This window comes from Synechococcus elongatus PCC 11801 (assembly GCF_003846445.2).
GTDB lineage: Bacteria > Cyanobacteriota > Cyanobacteriia > Synechococcales > Synechococcaceae > Synechococcus > Synechococcus elongatus_A.
The window spans coordinates 1,256,218-1,273,638 of sequence record NZ_CP030139.2 but is presented as its reverse complement, the minus strand read 5'-3'; the positions used below and the strand labels follow the sequence as shown (position 1 = coordinate 1,273,638).

The window sequence follows — 17,421 nt, the reverse complement described above, 5'->3', positions numbered from 1 at the left end:
TCAAAAGGGATTGCAAATTGTATCTGCGATCGCCGGGAGGCCCCATCCAGTCTGGATTTTCTGTTAGAACTCAATCTTGAGTGATTTGTCACGATTGGGTATTTTTGCCGACCCTGTACCCGATCGCCCGCATCTCGAGAACACGCCGGAGGCTGCAAAGCGCATGTTCACCCAGGTCAAGTCCGCAATCCGTCGCATCGTGCCCGAGGACCTTAACGGGCGATCGCGGCTGAAAGTGGTCTACGTCGTCTTGGAAGCCCAGTATCAAAGCGCGCTTTCGGCTGCTGTCCGGTCGATCAATGCCGGTTCCCACCAAGTCGCTGTCGAACTGAGCGGCTACCTGATCGAGGAACTGCGCGACCCCGAGAACTACGACGCCTTTAAAGCGGATCTGCAAGATGCCGATATCTTCATCGGCTCGCTGATCTTCATCGAAGACCTGGCTGAAAAAGTCGTCAGCGCCGTGCAACCGGTCCGCGATCGCCTGAAGGCTTCGATCGTCTTCCCCTCGATGCCCGAGGTGATGCGCCTCAACAAGCTCGGCTCCTTCTCGATGGCGCAGCTGGGCCAAAGCAAGAGCGTGATCGCCAGCTTCATGAAGAAGCGCAAGGAAGCCGGCGGCGCAGGTTTCCAAGACGCGATGCTCAAGCTGCTGCGCACCCTGCCGACCGTCCTCAAATACCTGCCAGTTGAAAAGGCACAGGACGCTCGCAACTTCATGCTCAGCTTCCAGTACTGGCTGGGCGGTTCGCCGGAGAACCTGGAAAACTTCCTGTTGATGATCGCCGATCGCTACGTCTTTAAAACCGACAGCGACGTCAACGTCAGCTTCGAGGAGCCGGTCGTTTACCCCGACCAAGGCATCTGGCACCCGCTGGCCCCGCAGATGTTTGAGGACCTCAAGGAATACCTCAACTGGTATCAGTCGCGCCAAGACCTGCCCAAGCAAGACGGCCCAACGATTGGCCTCGTGCTGCAGCGCAGCCACTTGGTCACCGGCGATGATGCGCACTACGTCGCAGTCGTTTCCGAAATGGAATATCGCGGCGCTAAAGTCATCCCCATCTTCAATGGCGGCCTCGACTTCTCGAAGCCGGTGCAGCAGTACTTCTTCGATCCGCTCGATCCTGAGACGCCGATCATCGACGCAACTGTCTCGCTAACCGGCTTTGCACTGGTGGGTGGCCCCGCTCGCCAAGACCATCCTAAGGCGATCGAAACCCTCAAAAAGCTGAATCGCCCCTACATGGTGGCGTTGCCGCTGGTCTTCCAAACCACCGAAGAGTGGGAAGAAAGTGACCTCGGTCTGCACCCCGTGCAAGTGGCGCTGCAAATCGCCATTCCGGAGTTGGATGGGGCGATTGAACCGATCATCATGTCTGGCCGCGATAGCGCCACCGGCAAAGCTCACACCCTGCAAGATCGGGTCGAGATGATCGCGGAGCGATCGATCCGCTGGGCCAACCTGCGCCGCACTCCTCGGGCAACCAAGAAACTGGCGATCACCGTCTTTAGCTTCCCGCCGGATAAGGGCAACGTCGGTACGGCCGCCTATCTAGACGTGTTCGGCTCGATCCATCGCGTCATGGAAGAGCTGAAAGCGGCGGGCTACTCCGTGGAAGGCATGCCGAAGACCGCGAAGGCGTTGATGGAGGAAGTCATCCACGATGCCCAAGCGCAATACGCCTCGCCGGAGCTGAACATCGCCTACCGCATGTCGGTGAGCGAATACCAGCGCCTGACCCCCTACGCCGATCGCCTTGAAGAAAACTGGGGACCACCTCCGGGGCAACTGAACAGCGATGGTGAAAACCTGCTGATCTTCGGCAAGCAGTTTGGCAACGTCTTCATCGGTGTGCAACCGACCTTCGGCTATGAAGGTGACCCGATGATGTTGCTCTACAGCCGTAGCGCTAGCCCGCACCACGGCTTCGCCGCCTACTACACCTACCTCAACCACATTTGGGGTGCGAACGCGGTCCTGCACTTTGGCACCCACGGCTCGCTGGAATTCATGCCCGGTAAGCAAATGGGCATGAGCGGCGCTTGCTACCCCGACAACCTGATCGGCACGATCCCCAACCTCTACTACTACGCCGCCAACAACCCCTCGGAAGCGACGATCGCGAAGCGACGGGGCTATGCCGAGACGATCAGCTACCTGACGCCGCCCGCTGAAAATGCTGGCCTCTACAAAGGGCTGAAAGAGCTGAGCGAACTGGTGGGCAGCTACCAAACTCTGCGGGAAAGTGGCCGTGGCGTCGCCATCTGCAACTCAATCGTGGAAACCTGCCGTCAGGTCAACCTTGACCAAGACGTGGAACTACCGGACGTTGATGCGGCAGAGCTGAGCGCCGACGATCGCGATCGCTTGGTGGGCAACGTCTACCGCAAGCTGATGGAGATCGAGAGCCGTCTGCTGCCCTGCGGTCTGCACGTGATTGGCAAACCGCCAACCGCTGAAGAGGCGATCGCCACCCTCGTCAATATTGCGAGCCTCGATCGCGACGAAGAAGGGATCACCGGCCTACCGACCCTGATTGCTCGTAGCCTTGGCCGCGAGATGGAAGAGATCTTCCGCAGCGCTGACTTGGGCGTGCTGGATGACGTCAACCTCAACCAGTCGATCACGGAGGCCGTTCGGGCTTCGGTGGCAGCCATGGTGCGGGAAGTCACCGGTAATGATGGCCGTGTCTCGCTGGTCAAGCGCTTTGCTTGGATCGAGAAGCTGCTGGCCTTCTTCAACATCAAACTGAAACCGGCCTACCAACGCGCCTTGGAAGCCAAGGGCTACAAGGTTGACGAAGAAGCGCTGAAAGTCCTGTTCGACTACCTGCAGTTCTGCTTGGAGCAAGTCTGCGCTGACTTGGAAATGCAGAACCTCGTCAAGGCGCTGGATGGCGAATATGTGATGCCCGCCCCCGGTGGCGACCCGATTCGTAACCCCAATGTGCTGCCTTCCGGTCGCAACATTCACGCGCTGGATCCCCAGTCGATTCCGACAACAGCAGCGGTGCAATCGGCCAAAGTGGTGGTCGATCGCCTGCTCGATCGCCAGCGGGCCGAAAATGACGGCAACTGGCCAGAAACGATCGCCTGCGTCCTCTGGGGCACGGACAACATCAAGACCTACGGTGAGTCGCTGGCGCAAATCCTCTGGTTTGTGGGCGTCAAGCCGAAGCCGGACAGTCTGGGTCGCGTCAACAAGCTGGAGCTGATTCCGCTGGAAGAGCTGGGTCGTCCCCGTGTCGACGTGGTGGTCAACTGCTCGGGTGTGTTCCGCGACCTGTTCATCAACCAAATGGCGTTGATCGACCAAGCGGTGAAAATGGCCGCTGAAGCCGATGAGCCACTGGAGATGAACTATGTGCGCAAGCACTCGCTGGAGCAAGCGAAGAAGCTGAACATTGAGCTGCGCCAAGCTGCGAGCCGCGTTTTCTCCAACGCTTCGGGCAGCTACAGCAGCAACGTCAACTTGGCGGTGGAAAACAGCAGCTGGGAAGAGGAAAGCGAACTCCAGAACATGTATCTGGAACGCAAGTCCTTCGCTTTTGACAGCGACAACCCCGGCATGATGAACCAAAATCAGGAGCTGTTCCGGGAATCGCTGAAGACGGCGGATGTGACCTTCCAGAACTTGGATTCGTCGGAAATTTCGCTGACGGATGTGAGCCACTACTTCGACAGCGATCCCACCAAGTTGGTGGCGAGCCTGCGGGAAGACGGCAAGAAGCCAGCCAGCTTTATTGCTGACACGACGACGGCGAATGCCCAAGTGCGGACGCTGAACGAAACGGTGCGGCTGGATTCGCGGACGAAGCTGCTCAATCCCAAGTGGTACGAAGGGATGCTGAACAGCGGTTACGAAGGTGTGCGGGAAATTGCCAAGCGCTTGAACTACACCTCGGGCTGGTCGGCAACGGCGGGTGCGGTGGATAACTGGGTCTATGAAGAGGCGAATACGACCTTCATTTCTGACCCTGAAATGCAGAAACGCCTGATGGATCTCAACCCCCACAGCTTCCGCCGCATGGTGGGAACGCTGCTGGAGGTTGCGGGTCGCGGCTACTGGGAAACCAGTGACGAAAATATCCAGCGTCTGCAAGAGCTCTATCAAGAGGTCGAAGACCGGATTGAAGGCGTCGAGTAGATAAAACGAGCGGATTCAATCAAATCCTTGGAAGGATGCTGATATCAGCATCCTTTTTTCTTGCTCATTAAGTACTAGAAAAACAAGAGACAATCTAGGCATGACATATATTTAGTGCTATGAAGTACATCTAAATGGAAACCATAAGCCCAAAATTTACTTGTTACTGAAAGTAGATACTCGTTTCAAAAATTCCTAGGCCTATCAGGAAAAAGATCTAACCAAAGATATAGTGGTACTCGCCCGCAGAGCTTTAAAGTAGTTGCAAAAGTGTGTACAGGTGTCGGACGGTATGGAAGAGTTTGCTGAAGAGTAGTCGAAGAACAAATAAGGCTTTATTAGGCTATAAAAATCTGTCTTAGCTTTAGATGGAAAAGAATATGACACAGTATGGATTAAAAATGATGCAGAAGCAACTATAAATGAGAAGGCTATTCTAGAGTAAGCAAATAGGGTAAAGCTCTATGACAACCATATAACAATTCGCCTAGAGCGGACTGATGGAAAATCTTACTGAATTGCAAAGGCTATTGGCAGCCGCGCAACCAGAGCTGTATGCATCCGAGTTTTTTGGGTGAGGGCAGTTTTTGAAGCTTATCTGTGAGCCTCCAAAATTTAAATAGCTATCAGTTATTGATTAGAATAGTGTTTTGGGCTTACTTGGGGATGTTTAGGAGAGAGTATGTCTAATAACAGACTAATCTGTATCGGTGATGGTGATAATATAGGTGACGTTATTGATCTCCACTTGCTCTCAGGGAATCTCGAAGAAGCCAGTAAATTCTCCTTTCAAGTCAAATCAGCCCTTGAAGATATAGCGACCCTTGCCAAGGATGAAATCAAGGCTTCATTAGTATATGTTGCTGGTGACGATATATGTTTTATCACTTCAGATGATCTAGGCATTGAAGACATCTTGACATCTTATTCCAAATACTTTTTCGATAAAACTGGAAAGACAATGTCATTTGGCGTTGGAAAAACATCAGTTGAGGCATTAATCTCTCTAAGAACAGCAAAGGTTTCAGGAAAGGGACGTGTCGTAGCTTTTGGAGATAATTAAAGTTGAAAGATCTATATATATTTGTCACGACTGACAGACCGGATCAGTATCTCAATCCAATTGTGCATTGTATTGAACAAGGCGTGAGGAAGATAGTATTTATCCAAGTTAAAGATGATCGGATAAAGGAAGTTAGACTGAATTCATTGCAAACAAATGTTTACAGCTTGCTTCAGAGTCTCTCAAATGGGATCTATAAATATTACACTGGGGACTCAACAGAAAAAGAAATTGAATTAGAAGCAATATATAACGCTTCAGATCTTGCAGAACTAAAGGCAAAATACGCATTATGCCTAACAGATAGTATTTCTTGGTCAGTAGATAGAGTCGAGTACTCACAGCTGAGAAGCTTCATCTCTAATCTTGGGAAAAGGAAAAATGTAATTCTTGATGTGACATCAGTTTCCAAGGTTTATATAGGTGATATTTTTGCATGTTCGCTACTTGAAAATATCAATAACCTCTGCACGTTTGAGTTAATTTTTGCACCCAATTATGAAAAACCTTGGGAAATTCTTATCCACGATTTAGCTAAAAATGAGGGATACAAATACGTTAATTTGATCGAGACAGAGATCTTCAAAAAAAGTGGCCAGTCAATTTTGATCAAGACAACTCCCTTATTAGCTTCAATAATTGGCACTGTTATATTTGTGAGTGTTACGCTTGCAGCAACCTTCGTTCTTGGCTTTAATAGCACTTTTATACAAGTCGTAAGCATTATTGGAACAGTCTTAGGAATTATTTCTTTTTTTCTTGTTTACTTTCCCGTGCGTGGCAAATAAAGTTCTTGCGTGTCCCGAAGTACAACAATCCAGTTGGAGTGGGCTTGTAAGGTCGATCGATGTTGCTGCAAAGGTTATAGAAAGGTTATAGATAGCCGATCAACCAGAATGTTAGCTGCCTTGAGTACTTAGTGGGATAGTAGCTGGATGATTGTCTTTAAATGCTTAAGTTGAAGCTACTGCAGCGGTACAGTGAAAGTCTTTATGATTTGGTGTCCACGTTGTGGATTTCCAGTAGTTAAAAAATCTAAGATTGCACTTTGCAATAAGTGGAATAGCAACAAAGCAGTAATTTTCTTATTTGTAAGATTAGATAGAGAGTTTATTCATTTTTGGCTCTATTGCTCGATGAAACTTTGGATTGCTGAGTTACCTTGAATAGCACGATGATTTATCTCCATCATCAAATTCAGCAGACCGTGCATATCTGACGAAAGCTCAATGGCTCCACATTACGAGTAAGTACCAGACGATTTACTCCTGCAATCGACTGCTTTGGACTTACCATCGCTGGTCGCACAAACGAAACCCTAGCAAACCAATGAGTTCTCTCTCTAAGTCTTGTTTAGAACAAAAAGAATAGATGAGTGTCCACTAGTACCTATCCTCTTGGCAATAATATTGGTAAGGTCTTGGTTAAAGAGTAGTTTCAAGCAGCACTGAACTATGCAACTAAACGATGTTCGCGATCACCTGCGAACTTCAAACAAATCTGGTATCAGCTTCTGTCAGTGCAGGAAAGTCAGCGATAATTTTATCTCTAGATATACCAATGGATATCCAGCTATTAACCAGATATATATATCTTACGCGAATGAGAAAAGTTGCAAGATAAATTACAGGGGCTAATTGCAGTTGACCTTGAACAATATGTGAATTGAGGGTGAGAAAACACATGTATAAAATTTTTGGAGATATGTTGTCTGGGAATTGCTACAAGATCAAATTGCTGATGCAGTTTATTGGTATTTCCCATCAATGGGTTCATGTTGACATACTGGCTAGCGAAACTCATACCGAAGAATTTAAGCAGATGAATCCAAATGCAAGAATACCAGTCGTCGAGTTGGATGATGGCAACTATCTGTGGGAGTCTAATGCGATCCTGAATTACTTCGCAGAAGGGACTGAATTCTTGCCACAAGAAAAGTATGAAAGGGCTAAAGTATTACAGTGGCAGTTTTTTGAACAATATAGTCACGAGCCATACATCGCAACAGCAAGATACATCAATAAGTACTTAGGATTACCCAAAGAGCGGGAAGCTGAATATCACGCCAAGCAAACTGGTGGGCATAAGGCTCTTGCAGTGATGGAACAACATTTAGCTGACAATAGATTTTTTCTTGGTGAGAATGCATCCATTGCTGATATCAGTTTGTATGCATACACGCATGTCGCCCATGAGGGTGGCTTTGATTTGTCAGAGTACACAAATATTCAGCGATGGTTCCAAGATTTTGAGAGCATTCCTGGATACGTAAAAATGGCGAGAGAAAACGCATACAAATCCGCTTTCAAACCGACCGCACTGAGTCTCTCTGTTGAATCCGAAAAGTTACTAACGGCGGGTGAAGCGAAACGTTATGCCGTCTACGCTTCGGGTTGTGGCAGTAGATTGAAAGCTGTTTGTAAGTATTCGAGATCAAGTTAAAGTTAAACCGACCAGTGGGACAAAATTTTGAAACGACTGGCAAGGCTATTAATGTTAAGTTGAAGGCAATCGTAATTATTGTTGATCGGAGAGATGACTAATCCCGTAAGTTTTGCTCTAAATCGTCCTGGTTACTTAGCAAAGCTTCTCAATCTAGAGGATGCAGGGGTGCTGCAAAGGCTGTATGAGCAATGCACAGAGTTTGCGCTTCTAACTGATGGTCAACCTCCTGCACTAACAGCAGCGCGTGAAGAATTCGATGTCGTGCCAGGTGGAAAAACGACACAGGATAAATATATTTTTGGATTGTTTGCTCCACAGGATGACTTAATCGGCATGATTGAGTCAATTCGCTACTATCCAGATGATCAGACTTGGTGGCTAGGATTGATGATGTTAAGCCCTGAACACCGAGGTCAAGGATTGGGTAAGGAGTTCTATCGGGCGTTTGAGAATTGGGTGGCAGAACAAGGACTCAAGCAGATGTCGCTGAGCGTGATTGAAGCCAATGATCCAGGTTTACAGTTCTGGAAAGGTTTGGGATTTGAGATGCTCCGTAAGACAGAACCTCGACAATTTGGCAATAAAACCCATGCAGTTTACGTAATGAGTCGCGCTGTGGCAACGACGGCATAACAATCCGCTTGTGCGCAGACCGTATCAAGGTCATCGGTTGGGAGTGAGAGAGCGTTGCAGCGGCTAAAGCAGAACGTTGAACTGCCGAGAGGCGGCAATGCAACAGAATGAGGAAATAGCGATGAAGCTTGACCAAGCGCTAGTCGACGCGGCCATTGCTCTCTTGGAACAACGCTTTCCAAGGGCAGAAGGAATCGCAGCGGCTGCTTACACGGACGACGGCCAGATCCTAACGAGTGTCGTCTTCGAGCCCGAATGGGGCGGGGGCGGCTTATGTGCTGAAACGGGCGCCATCTGTGAAGCAGTGAAGTTAGACAAACGGATCACGGCTTTGGTGTGCGTCTCGCGGTTGTCGGGCGATAGCCCAATTGTGATCCTGACCCCGTGCGGAATCTGTCAGGAACGCCTATTTCACTGGGGAGAGAGCGTAGAGGTCGCCACGCCCACCGCTCAAGATGCTTCTAGGTGGATCGCCAAGACGCTTGGGGAAGTCCAGCCGTACTACTGGGCGAAAGCATTTAAGGAGTGATCCGTAGCCTAAGTGACGTCGAACAGAAGTTTCAAGCAGCACTGACCTGTGCAACTAAACGATGTTTGCGATCGCTCTGATCTGTCAAAGATCCAAGTGCGGGACTGAGCTTCAATGACAATGCATCCTGAAAAAAACTCAGACTTCCTGAGCTTATTACAAGCGGTAAGTTGATGAAATGAATCTACGGCACTTTTAGCACTTTTAAGCTGTCAGTGAGTCGCTTAGAATTAGCTTATAAGCTTTGTAGTAGTTCACATGGAAGAATACTTAAAAGCCAGTGAAGTTATTGATTGGCAACATCCCACAATTATCGAGATTGCCAAACAAATTGCATCAAGCCATGAAACACCAACAGCGATCGCAAAAGCGTGCTTCGAGTGGGTAAGAGATGAAATTTGTCATAGTTTTGATTACCAGATGAATCCCGTAACCTGTCGGGCTTCTGATGTACTTAGGTACAAAACAGGTTATTGCTATGCTAAGAGCCATTTACTGGCAGCACTACTCCGAGCAAATAAGATTCCTGCAGGACTTTGTTATCAGCGATTAAGTATTGACGATCAAGGTGCACCGTACTGCCTACATGGTTTCAATGCCATTCATTTACCGGAAATTGGTTGGTATCGCGTTGATGCAAGAGGCAACAAAGAAGGAGTTGATGCTCAATTTTCTCCTCCCCAAGAACAGTTGGCATTTAAGATTCAGTTTCCTGAAGAGGCCGATTTTCATGCAATTTTTTCTGAGCCACTTCAAATGATTGTAGAAGCTTTGCAATCACAGGCCACTTGGGATGATATGCTCCGCAACCTTCCAGATATCACGCTAGAGTCTGCAGGAAATTACGGTCTTGTGCCTAATAATAAGTACACACCAGCCAGCGAATAACCTGCTTGCAGACTAACTACACGAAGTTAGTCGGTTGAGTCCGAGGGTCCACAGCAGCGAGTGCAGCAGAACATTAGCTAGCTGCACTTTTGGATAGTCTTTCAGAGTAGTGCATTAACCCATATAGCGGTTATTAGTCTTATTCCGATTTTGAGCAGATTGCCTAGGCTTTAATCACTGCTCACCCTCACCATTCCCGGTAGAGTTTTTCCGCATGAACCATGATCTCCTCATTGGGTAAGCGAATCTTCGCAGCCTGACGCGGATACAACGTTTCGATCGATCGTGCATCCTGTTCCACAACCGTTGCCACCGCACTCAACATCGATCGCTTGAACAGCGGTTTCAAGATGGGATGATTGAATTTGGCAAAAGCCAGGACAAAGGCTTTAGTACGAGTTGCAGTTTCTGGATACAGCACGTGTACCTGCAAAATCTCGCCCAATGCAAAGCGAGTTTTAAAGGTCGTCATTGCTGGAAACGCATATTCCAGCGTACTCGTGTAGGTCTTGGGTGCCGAGAGAATCACCGGGTTGCGGCAAATGTCTGCGAAGGTCGGATCACTGCGATCAAGTTCCTGCACAACCTTTGCCCAGTAACCCTCTTTTTCAAAGACAGGAATGCGATTAGCTTTGATGGCAAATAGCTCTCGGTGAGTCCCGTTCTGATGGTTGTAGTCATAGTTGATCAACAGATTGTGTAGAAAGGGACCCTCGATGCTCTTTTCTCCGGCAACGCCCACAAAAGTCATGCCCTGACTCACTCGTTCAATCAAGTCAGGAACCGGAATTTTGGCATCCATACCGCCGTACGTCCAGATGAAATCGCCCTGAATCACAAGTTCCAGCGGAGCGATGAGCGGCTGCGCTCCCACTTTTCCAGCTTGATGCAGCCGTCCTTGTCCATCAAACTCCAGCGCATGAAACGGACAAGTAATGGTATTTCGCTCCTGACAAACCCAGCCGTCTGAGAGCGGAGCCTGCATGTGGGGACACACATTATTGAGGGCAAAGACCTCGCCCTGCGAATTCTGCCAGAGGACGTAGTCCTGGCCATTCAAGGAAATTTTGTAGGGCTGGTTAATGCCCAACATTGAGCGATGAGCAACCAGCCACGGTGCGCCCGGGAGAATGGGTGACATAGTAAAATTGTGACGAAACTCTCATGTTTGATGAATACGACAGATTATTCATCTTTGTCAAGAAGGTCTTTCAGTCACCGATGGTCAAATCTCAACCGAGCCCGACGCCCCTGAGACGACAGCCCAAGCAGCAGCGCAGCCAACAGAGGGTTGAGCAAATTTTGCGATCGGCAGCCGAGGTGTTTGTAGAAGTCGGCTACGAAGCCGCCACCACCCACATGATTGCTGCCAGGGCAAAAACGGCGATCGGCTCGCTCTACCAGTTTTTTCCCGATAAACTCGCCATTTTTCACGCTTTAGAAGCCCGCCACATGGAAAACGTGACGGCCCTCAACCGGGAACTCCTGCAGTCTGCGGATCTGAAGCGACCCTTTGCGGAGTTTGTCGATCGCCTGGTAGAAGCGCATGTCGCCTACTTTCAAGACCCGATTCCCCAGGTGGTCTATGTCCAGTACTTTGTGGCGCCTCAGCTATTTGTGCTGTTTGACGAGACGTTCAATCGTCAGTTGATTGAGCAATATGCAAACTTCTTGCGGCAGTGGAATCCGGCATTGCCGATTGAGAAGAGTGAGCGCCTCGCTGAAACGGTTCATCAGTGCTACAACGCCCTACTGCTGCAAGCGTTACGGGGAGAGGAGCATCAACGGCGATCGCGCTACGCAGAACTCAAGGCATTGCTCGTCGCCTATCTGGTACCCCATATTGGGCCAAGGTCAATGGATGAAAAAGTGGCAAAAGTAATGAAATGTCATTACTGTCAGTCTGACCGCTTGTCGAAGAATGGGCATCGCTACAACAAGCAACGCTATCTATGTAAGGATTGCGGCAAACAGTTTCTAGAGCGCACTGCTTCGAGCACTCATGCAGATGAGTTGTGAAATGAATGACATAGCGAGCTAATCTCTCTTCGAGCCTAAATCAGCTACAACAGGGGCAGTTTTGCTGCGGTTGCAGTTAGAGCAATGACTGAAAACACTTCGTCATCCTGGCGTCCGATTCTCGCGATCGCCTTGTCCCTTGTTCTACTGATTGGTCTTTGGCTCGGACTGGGGCCGCAGTACGGGATTTATGTGCAGAAGCTGCGTGGTGAAGCCCAGCTCAAGGAAGCGGAATACACTCGCCGCATCGCTGTCCTTGAAGCGCAAGCCAAACTGGATAGCGCCAAACTGCAAGCCCAAGCCGAAGTTGAACGGGCTCGGGGTTTAGCCCAGTCCAACCAAATCATTGGCAATTCCCTGAAAGAGAATGAGGTCTATCTGCAGTGGCTTTGGATTACGAGTGTCGCTGAGAGCCAAAACCAAAGCGATCGCACCGTGATCTACATCCCCACCGAGAAGGGAATCCCGCTCCCAGCTCTGGAAGCGGGCCGACTCCTACAGGAAAAAACGACCACTGAACTTCAACCGCCGCTCAGTTTCGCACCATAGCCCAAGCCCTTCAGCGCATCCAACAGGGTTTGACGATGGTCACCCTGAATCTCGATCGTGTCGTCCTTAACGGTGCCGCCACTACCGCAACGCGCCTTCAGTTTTTTGCACAGGCTCGCCAATGTTTCTGGCCGATGCTGGAAGCCCGTGACGATCGTCACGGTTTTGCCTCCGCGCCCCTTACGGCTGCACTGGATGCGGAGATCATGCTGGGCGGGTGGGCGATCGGGCTGACCCCGCTCCAATGCGGCATCCTGACTGCCAAATTCGCGCCAGACGACGCGATCGCTATTTTTCTTTTGAGCCAAGGGATGAGTTCTCCGTGCGTCCGTTTCCCGTCCTGTTTCTGGGCTTCTCTGACCAGTGGCACAATGGAAGCAACTGACGTTCTGCCTGGGGTTCAGAGCCGATCGTGACACAAACGCCGGTCAATCCATCTACCACCAACGCGTGGGCCACTGCGATCGCGAACTTGGGCGAACGGCCCGATCCACTGGGGCGCTTCGGTCGCTTTGGCGGGCAATACGTTCCCGAAACCCTGATGCCTGCCTTAGCAGAGCTGGAACAGGCCTTTGCTCGCTATAGCCGCGATCCTGAATTTCAAGCGGAATTTGAAGGACTGCTGCGCGACTACGTCGGTCGCCCCAACCCCCTCTACTTTGCTGAGCGCCTGACGGAGTACTATCGCCGTCCCGATGGTCAAGGCCCCAACATCTACCTGAAGCGGGAAGACCTTAACCACACCGGCGCGCACAAGATTAATAACGCCCTGGGTCAGGCTTTGATGGCCAAGCGCATGGGCAAAAAACGGATCATCGCTGAAACGGGCGCGGGTCAGCATGGTGTGGCCACTGCAACGGTCTGTGCTCGCTTCGGTCTGGAATGCGTGATTTACATGGGCGTCCACGATATGGAACGCCAAGCCCTCAACGTCTTCCGGATGCGCCTGATGGGTGCAGAAGTGCGCGGCGTGGCGGCGGGTTCTGGCACGCTCAAAGATGCCACTTCAGAAGCCATCCGCGACTGGGTGACTAACGTCGAAGACACTCACTACATCCTCGGTTCCGTTGCAGGCCCACATCCCTACCCGATGATTGTGCGGGAATTCCACAGCATGATTGGTCGGGAAGTCCGTCAGCAAGCCCAGGCGCTCTGGGGCGGACTGCCGGATATTCTGCTGGCCTGCGTGGGCGGTGGCTCCAATGCCATGGGCATGTTCAACGAGTTCGTCAATGAGCCCACCGTGCGTTTGATCGGCGTAGAAGCGGCGGGTCGTGGCGTGGATACGCCGGAACATGCTGCCACACTGACCAAAGGTCGTGTGGGTGTCCTGCATGGCGCGATGAGCTACCTGCTTCAGGATGACGATGGGCAGGTGATCGAAGCCCATTCGATCAGTGCGGGTTTGGACTATCCCGGTGTGGGGCCTGAGCACAGCTACTTGATGGATGCGGGGCGCGCTGAGTACTACAGCGTCACCGATGACGAGGCGCTGGAAGCGTTCCAACGGATTTCACGACTGGAAGGGATCATTCCAGCCTTGGAAACGGCCCATGCCTTTGCGCACCTTGAGAAGCTTTGTCCGACCTTGAGCGGCAATCCCAACTTGGTGATCAACTGCTCGGGTCGCGGTGATAAAGACGTGCAAACCGTGGCGCAAAGACTCCAGTTTTAACAGCGTAAATTTGTAGCTTGCATGGCAGAAGCATCTGCCTGCGATCGCCTAAAACAGACCCAGCATGGATACAGCGAATTACCCTGGGTCATTGGCAAGTCTCGGCAGCACTGCCGAGACTTTTTTGTGGCTAATGCTTCTTAGTTAGCGCTGGCGGCGACGCCATTCCCAAGGGGGCTGAGGGTTACGACCTGCTTGCCAGTAGCCAATGCGATCGCGCCGTGCTGCTGTTTCCGCTGCAAAGTAAGCACTGGCATCACAGTTGCGAAGGTGTTGCCGGTAAACCATGGCCCAACCGCGCCGCACCATTTCCAGATTGACCGATTGCCCTTCGCGCCAAACCGTCGCCACCGTGCGTCCGTAGCGATCGCGTTCAAAGGACTCGACCGTCACCTCACTACCCACTGGAGCCAACACGCCTAATACTCCACGCGCTCGCTCACCCCAAGGTTTCTGTCCCAGTTCTGGTGCATCGATACAGGCCAAGCGGATTTTGATCGCCGCCCCGTCTTGCTGCACAGTCAGGGTATCGCCGTCACTAATCTGGCTGACTTCACCTGGTGGACCCGGCGATTGGCAACCACTGATGCCTAGCAAGAACAGTAGAGCGATCGCGGACAGGGGTTTGATCATCGGGGTTAGTCTCGATAGCGCCGAACTAAATCGCCGTAGGCATCGATGCGGCGATCGCGCAGGAAGGGCCAAATCCGGCGTACCTGTTCGCTGCGATCGCGATCGAGGTCAGCAATCAGCAGTTCCGGCTCGCGATCGCCAGCCTTTGCTAACCATTCCCCCTGCGGCCCAGCAATGAAACTGCTGCCCCAGAATTGACTGCCCGCAGCAGCCGGATCGGGCGAGGGTTCAAAGCCAACCCGATTCACGCTCAGCAAAGGAATTCCATTGGCGATCGCATGGCCACGCTGCACCGTTTGCCAAGCCTCTCGCTGCCGCTGTTGTTCCTCCGCGATATCTAGTGGATCCCAGCCGATTGCGGTCGGATAGATCAGCAGATCTGCCCCAGCCAGCGCCATTAACCGTGCCGCTTCGGGATACCACTGATCCCAGCAGACCAGCACCCCTAACTTGCCAACCGAAGTCTGAATCGGTTCAAACCCCAAGTCGCCCGGCGTGAAGTAGAACTTCTCGTAGTAAGCCGGATCGTCAGGGATGTGCATCTTGCGATAGCGACCGGCGATCGTTCCATCCCGTTCGATCACGACCGCGGTGTTGTGATAGAGCCCCGCCGCCCGCCGTTCAAACAGGGAAAGGATGAGAACAACGGAGAGTTCTCGGGCGATCGCGCTGTAATAGTCCGTACTTGGCCCTGGAATCGGCTCGGCGCGATCAAACTGAGCAGTATCTTCGGTCTGGCAAAAGTAGTAGCCGCCGTGGATCTCGGGCAGCACAATCAGCTCTGCCCCAGCTGCTGCGGCTTCCCGAATCGCTGCCGTCACGCGATCGCGATCGATCGCAGGCTGATCGCTAAATGCCAGTTGAGCCAGAGCGACACGCAACGTCGAAGCCATAGAAACCGCAGAGCACTGTTGGCATCATCGCCCGTTGCCACGATCGCCGTCATCTGCTGGGGCTAAGGCGAAAATTTGTAATATGACTTGTATTACTTTAGGGTGGAAGTTATGGGTGTTCCTTCCCGCACTAGTCGGCTGATCTCTGTTCGCCTTGATGAGCAAACCGATGCTGCATTGCAGGCATATTGCCAACGCACGGGTGTGACCCAGACAGAAGCAATCAAAGCGGGAATTCAAAAGTTGACTGATCCCGTGAACTCTCCCGCTGCTCTTGCTGAGCAGTTAGGACTCGTGGGCTGTTTTGAGAGTGGAGTCGGTGACTTAGGACAACATCATGCTCAGCACTTGAAAGATAAGCTAGCCCTCCAGCATGCTCAGTCGCAGCAGTTCAATGTCTAAGCTGCTGGTGGATACAGGACCACTCGTTGCTTGGTTCGATCGCAGCGACAATTTTCACGATCGATGCCGCAATTTCTTCAGTAATCTCGATCGCCCGCTACTAACGACATGGCCAGTCCTAACTGAGGTCTGTCATTTGATTCCGTCCTATGGGGTCAATCGATTGATGCGTTGGGTCGCTTTGGGCGGTCTCGAAGTCCAAGAACTTGGAACTACTGCGATTACGGGAATTGCCAATCTGATGGAGCGTTACAGCGATATCCCGATGGATTTGGCAGATGCCTCCTTGGTTTGGGTGGCCGGACAGTGGGGCTTGAGTGAGATCGTGACGCTAGATCGACGAGACTTTGGGATTTATCGACTACCAGGAGGCGAATCGCTCATCAATCAGCTATTTACTTGAACGCTAGGGGGATGTGAGCAGGCGATCGCCTGAGTGAGGCTGACGGAGCCGCCTAGAATGGGAACGGTTAACGCCTGAATCACTTCTGGATCTGCAATGACGCCAGCCGTTCGTATTGAGCACCTGCGCAAGTCCTATGGTTCGGTGGTGGCGGTCGAAGACGTCAGCTTTGAAGTGACCGCCGGTGAAATTTTTGGGGTACTGGGGCCGAATGGCGCTGGTAAAACCACGACTCTCCGCTGTCTCTGCACACTGAGCCGTCCCGAGGCAGGGCTGGTGGAGGTCGATGGCATCTCAGTGATCGACCAGCCCCGTGCTGCCCGTCAGCGACTCGGCTATGTCGCTCAAGAAGTCGCGATTGATAAGGTTCTGACGGGGCGCGAACTGCTAGCGCTCCATGCAGCGCTCTATCACCTACCCAAAGCCGCGATCGCCGATCGCATTGCGGCCGTCAGTCAATTGCTGGAGCTAGATGATTGGCTCGAACGCCGCTGCGGAACTTACTCTGGTGGCATCCGTAAACGACTAGATTTGGCGACAGGGTTGCTGCATCAACCGCGCCTGCTAGTGCTGGATGAGCCGACTGTGGGCTTGGATATCGAAAGTCGCGTCGTGGTTTGGGAGTTTCTGCGGCGCTTGCGGGCCGAAGGAATCACCATTCTGATCACCAGCCACTACCTCGAAGAAATTGATGCCTTGGCCGATCGCGTGGCGATTATCGATCGCGGACAGGTGATTGCCGTCGGTAGTCCATCGGAGTTGAAAGCCCGTGTTGGTGGCGATCGCATTACCCTACGCCTGCGGGAGTTCTCGCCTCGTGATGAAGCCGAACAAGCACGGGAACTGCTGAAGTCTCTGAGCTGCGTGCAGGACGTGATCATCAATACGGCTCAGGGCAACTCGCTCAACCTTGTGGTCGATGGTCAGACGGATGCGCTGGCAACAATTCAAACCAGCTTGCAAGCCGCAGGATTGCCGACTTTTGGCATTGCTCAGGCGCGGCCGAGTTTGGATGATGTTTACCTTGCCGCCACAGGCCGCACGCTGTTGGATGCAGAACTCGCTGCGATCGCGAGTCGAGATCCCAAGGCGGAGAAAAAACGCGCCATGCAGCGCTAAAAAAACCAGCTCCCGAGCGA

General features: G+C 51.7%; 18 protein-coding genes. 14 read left to right on the top strand and 4 right to left on the bottom strand.

Annotated features, from left to right (window positions below):
• Window positions 1-163 precede the first annotated feature (163 nt).
• The 7 genes from DOP62_RS06060 (at window position 164) to DOP62_RS06030 (ending at window position 9,708) form a co-directional block, all read left to right on the top strand.
• Window positions 164-4,150, top strand: a complete 3,987-nt coding sequence (locus DOP62_RS06060; protein ID WP_208676908.1) for a magnesium chelatase subunit H — start codon at window positions 164-166, stop codon at window positions 4,148-4,150.
• A 682-nt stretch (window positions 4,151-4,832) separates the two neighbouring features.
• On the top strand, window positions 4,833-5,213 hold the full coding sequence (locus DOP62_RS06055) for a mCpol domain-containing protein (protein ID WP_208676431.1): 381 nt from the start codon (window positions 4,833-4,835) through the stop codon (window positions 5,211-5,213).
• Between the two features lie 2 nt (window positions 5,214-5,215).
• Window positions 5,216-6,001 carry a hypothetical protein gene (locus tag DOP62_RS06050; protein ID WP_208676433.1) on the top strand — a complete coding sequence of 262 codons (786 nt, stop codon included), beginning with the start codon at window positions 5,216-5,218 and terminating at the stop codon, window positions 5,999-6,001.
• An 895-nt stretch (window positions 6,002-6,896) separates the two neighbouring features.
• Window positions 6,897-7,655 (top strand): glutathione S-transferase family protein, encoded by a 759-nt coding sequence (locus DOP62_RS06045; RefSeq protein WP_261790042.1) that lies wholly within the window; start codon window positions 6,897-6,899, stop codon window positions 7,653-7,655.
• A gap of 78 nt (window positions 7,656-7,733) precedes the next feature.
• Complete coding sequence (locus DOP62_RS06040; protein ID WP_370538896.1) at window positions 7,734-8,291, top strand: GNAT family N-acetyltransferase; 558 nt, start codon at window positions 7,734-7,736, stop codon at window positions 8,289-8,291.
• A 97-nt stretch (window positions 8,292-8,388) separates the two neighbouring features.
• Window positions 8,389-8,820, top strand: coding sequence for a cytidine deaminase (locus tag DOP62_RS06035; protein ID WP_208676437.1), 432 nt, complete (start codon window positions 8,389-8,391; stop codon window positions 8,818-8,820).
• A gap of 258 nt (window positions 8,821-9,078) precedes the next feature.
• On the top strand, window positions 9,079-9,708 hold the full coding sequence (locus DOP62_RS06030) for a transglutaminase-like domain-containing protein (protein WP_208676439.1): 630 nt from the start codon (window positions 9,079-9,081) through the stop codon (window positions 9,706-9,708).
• Window positions 9,709-9,895: 187 nt separating this feature from the next.
• Here DOP62_RS06030 and DOP62_RS06025 read toward each other — a convergent pair whose 3' ends face one another.
• A complete protein-coding gene (locus DOP62_RS06025) occupies window positions 9,896-10,849 on the bottom strand; it encodes a Rieske (2Fe-2S) protein (protein WP_208676441.1) in 954 nt (317 codons plus the stop codon).
• A 23-nt stretch (window positions 10,850-10,872) separates the two neighbouring features.
• Here DOP62_RS06025 and DOP62_RS06020 point away from each other — a divergent pair, with 23 nt between their 5' ends.
• Entirely contained in the window at window positions 10,873-11,727 is an 855-nt protein-coding gene (locus DOP62_RS06020) for a TetR family transcriptional regulator (protein ID WP_222610273.1), read from the top strand.
• 84 nt (window positions 11,728-11,811) lie between these two features.
• Entirely contained in the window at window positions 11,812-12,276 is a 465-nt protein-coding gene (locus DOP62_RS06015; RefSeq protein ID WP_208676443.1) for a membrane protease subunit, read from the top strand.
• Here the strand turns inward: DOP62_RS06015 and DOP62_RS06010 are convergent.
• A complete protein-coding gene (locus DOP62_RS06010) occupies window positions 12,249-12,584 on the bottom strand; it encodes a translation initiation factor (RefSeq protein ID WP_208676445.1) in 336 nt (111 codons plus the stop codon). The two genes, DOP62_RS06015 and DOP62_RS06010, sit on opposite strands and share 28 nt — an antisense overlap.
• A 155-nt stretch (window positions 12,585-12,739) precedes the next feature.
• Between DOP62_RS06010 and trpB the strand changes: the two genes are divergently transcribed.
• Together trpB and DOP62_RS06000 are read left to right on the top strand one after the other, a co-directional pair.
• Window positions 12,740-13,951 carry a tryptophan synthase subunit beta gene (gene trpB, locus DOP62_RS06005; protein WP_261790081.1) on the top strand — a complete coding sequence of 404 codons (1,212 nt, stop codon included), beginning with the start codon at window positions 12,740-12,742 and terminating at the stop codon, window positions 13,949-13,951.
• A gap of 21 nt (window positions 13,952-13,972) precedes the next feature.
• Entirely contained in the window at window positions 13,973-14,095 is a 123-nt protein-coding gene (locus DOP62_RS06000) for a hypothetical protein (protein WP_261790044.1), read from the top strand.
• On the opposite strand, the gene DOP62_RS05995 is transcribed toward DOP62_RS06000, so the two are convergent.
• Window positions 14,096-14,584 (bottom strand): thermonuclease family protein, encoded by a 489-nt coding sequence (locus tag DOP62_RS05995; protein ID WP_208676450.1) that lies wholly within the window; start codon window positions 14,582-14,584, stop codon window positions 14,096-14,098. It lies immediately after the preceding gene.
• Between the two features lie 5 nt (window positions 14,585-14,589).
• Window positions 14,590-15,477, bottom strand: coding sequence for a carbon-nitrogen hydrolase (locus tag DOP62_RS05990; RefSeq protein ID WP_208676452.1), 888 nt, complete (start codon window positions 15,475-15,477; stop codon window positions 14,590-14,592).
• Window positions 15,478-15,588: 111 nt separating this feature from the next.
• Between DOP62_RS05990 and DOP62_RS05985 the strand changes: the two genes are divergently transcribed.
• The 3 genes from DOP62_RS05985 to DOP62_RS05975 all read left to right on the top strand — a co-directional run bounded on the left by DOP62_RS05985 (window position 15,589) and on the right by DOP62_RS05975 (window position 17,401).
• Entirely contained in the window at window positions 15,589-15,879 is a 291-nt protein-coding gene (locus DOP62_RS05985; protein WP_208676454.1) for a ribbon-helix-helix domain-containing protein, read from the top strand.
• Window positions 15,872-16,282, top strand: coding sequence for a type II toxin-antitoxin system VapC family toxin (locus DOP62_RS05980; RefSeq protein ID WP_208676456.1), 411 nt, complete (start codon window positions 15,872-15,874; stop codon window positions 16,280-16,282). The genes DOP62_RS05985 and DOP62_RS05980 overlap by 8 nt, the downstream gene beginning before the upstream one ends.
• 96 nt (window positions 16,283-16,378) lie before the next feature.
• Complete coding sequence (locus DOP62_RS05975; RefSeq protein WP_208676458.1) at window positions 16,379-17,401, top strand: ABC transporter ATP-binding protein; 1,023 nt, start codon at window positions 16,379-16,381, stop codon at window positions 17,399-17,401.
• Window positions 17,402-17,421: the final 20 nt, after the last annotated feature.

Excerpts from the sequence above, each read along its gene's own strand:
- DOP62_RS06060 (WP_208676908.1), top strand. The coding sequence starts at position 164 with ATGTTCACCCAGGTCAAGTCCGCAATCCGTCGCATCGTGCCCGAGGAC.
- DOP62_RS06055 (WP_208676431.1), top strand. The coding sequence starts at position 4,833 with ATGTCTAATAACAGACTAATCTGTATCGGTGATGGTGATAATATAGGT.
- DOP62_RS06045 (WP_261790042.1), top strand. The coding sequence starts at position 6,897 with ATGTATAAAATTTTTGGAGATATGTTGTCTGGGAATTGCTACAAGATC.
- DOP62_RS06035 (WP_208676437.1), top strand. The coding sequence starts at position 8,389 with ATGCAACAGAATGAGGAAATAGCGATGAAGCTTGACCAAGCGCTAGTC.
- DOP62_RS06030 (WP_208676439.1), top strand. The coding sequence starts at position 9,079 with ATGGAAGAATACTTAAAAGCCAGTGAAGTTATTGATTGGCAACATCCC.
- DOP62_RS06025 (WP_208676441.1), bottom strand. The coding sequence starts at position 10,849 with ATGTCACCCATTCTCCCGGGCGCACCGTGGCTGGTTGCTCATCGCTCA.
- DOP62_RS06020 (WP_222610273.1), top strand. The coding sequence starts at position 10,873 with ATGTTTGATGAATACGACAGATTATTCATCTTTGTCAAGAAGGTCTTT.
- DOP62_RS06015 (WP_208676443.1), top strand. The coding sequence starts at position 11,812 with ATGACTGAAAACACTTCGTCATCCTGGCGTCCGATTCTCGCGATCGCC.
- DOP62_RS06000 (WP_261790044.1), top strand. The coding sequence starts at position 13,973 with ATGGCAGAAGCATCTGCCTGCGATCGCCTAAAACAGACCCAGCATGGA.
- DOP62_RS05995 (WP_208676450.1), bottom strand. The coding sequence starts at position 14,584 with ATGATCAAACCCCTGTCCGCGATCGCTCTACTGTTCTTGCTAGGCATC.
- DOP62_RS05990 (WP_208676452.1), bottom strand. The coding sequence starts at position 15,477 with ATGGCTTCGACGTTGCGTGTCGCTCTGGCTCAACTGGCATTTAGCGAT.
- DOP62_RS05985 (WP_208676454.1), top strand. The coding sequence starts at position 15,589 with ATGGGTGTTCCTTCCCGCACTAGTCGGCTGATCTCTGTTCGCCTTGAT.
- DOP62_RS05980 (WP_208676456.1), top strand. The coding sequence starts at position 15,872 with ATGTCTAAGCTGCTGGTGGATACAGGACCACTCGTTGCTTGGTTCGAT.
- DOP62_RS05975 (WP_208676458.1), top strand. The coding sequence starts at position 16,379 with ATGACGCCAGCCGTTCGTATTGAGCACCTGCGCAAGTCCTATGGTTCG.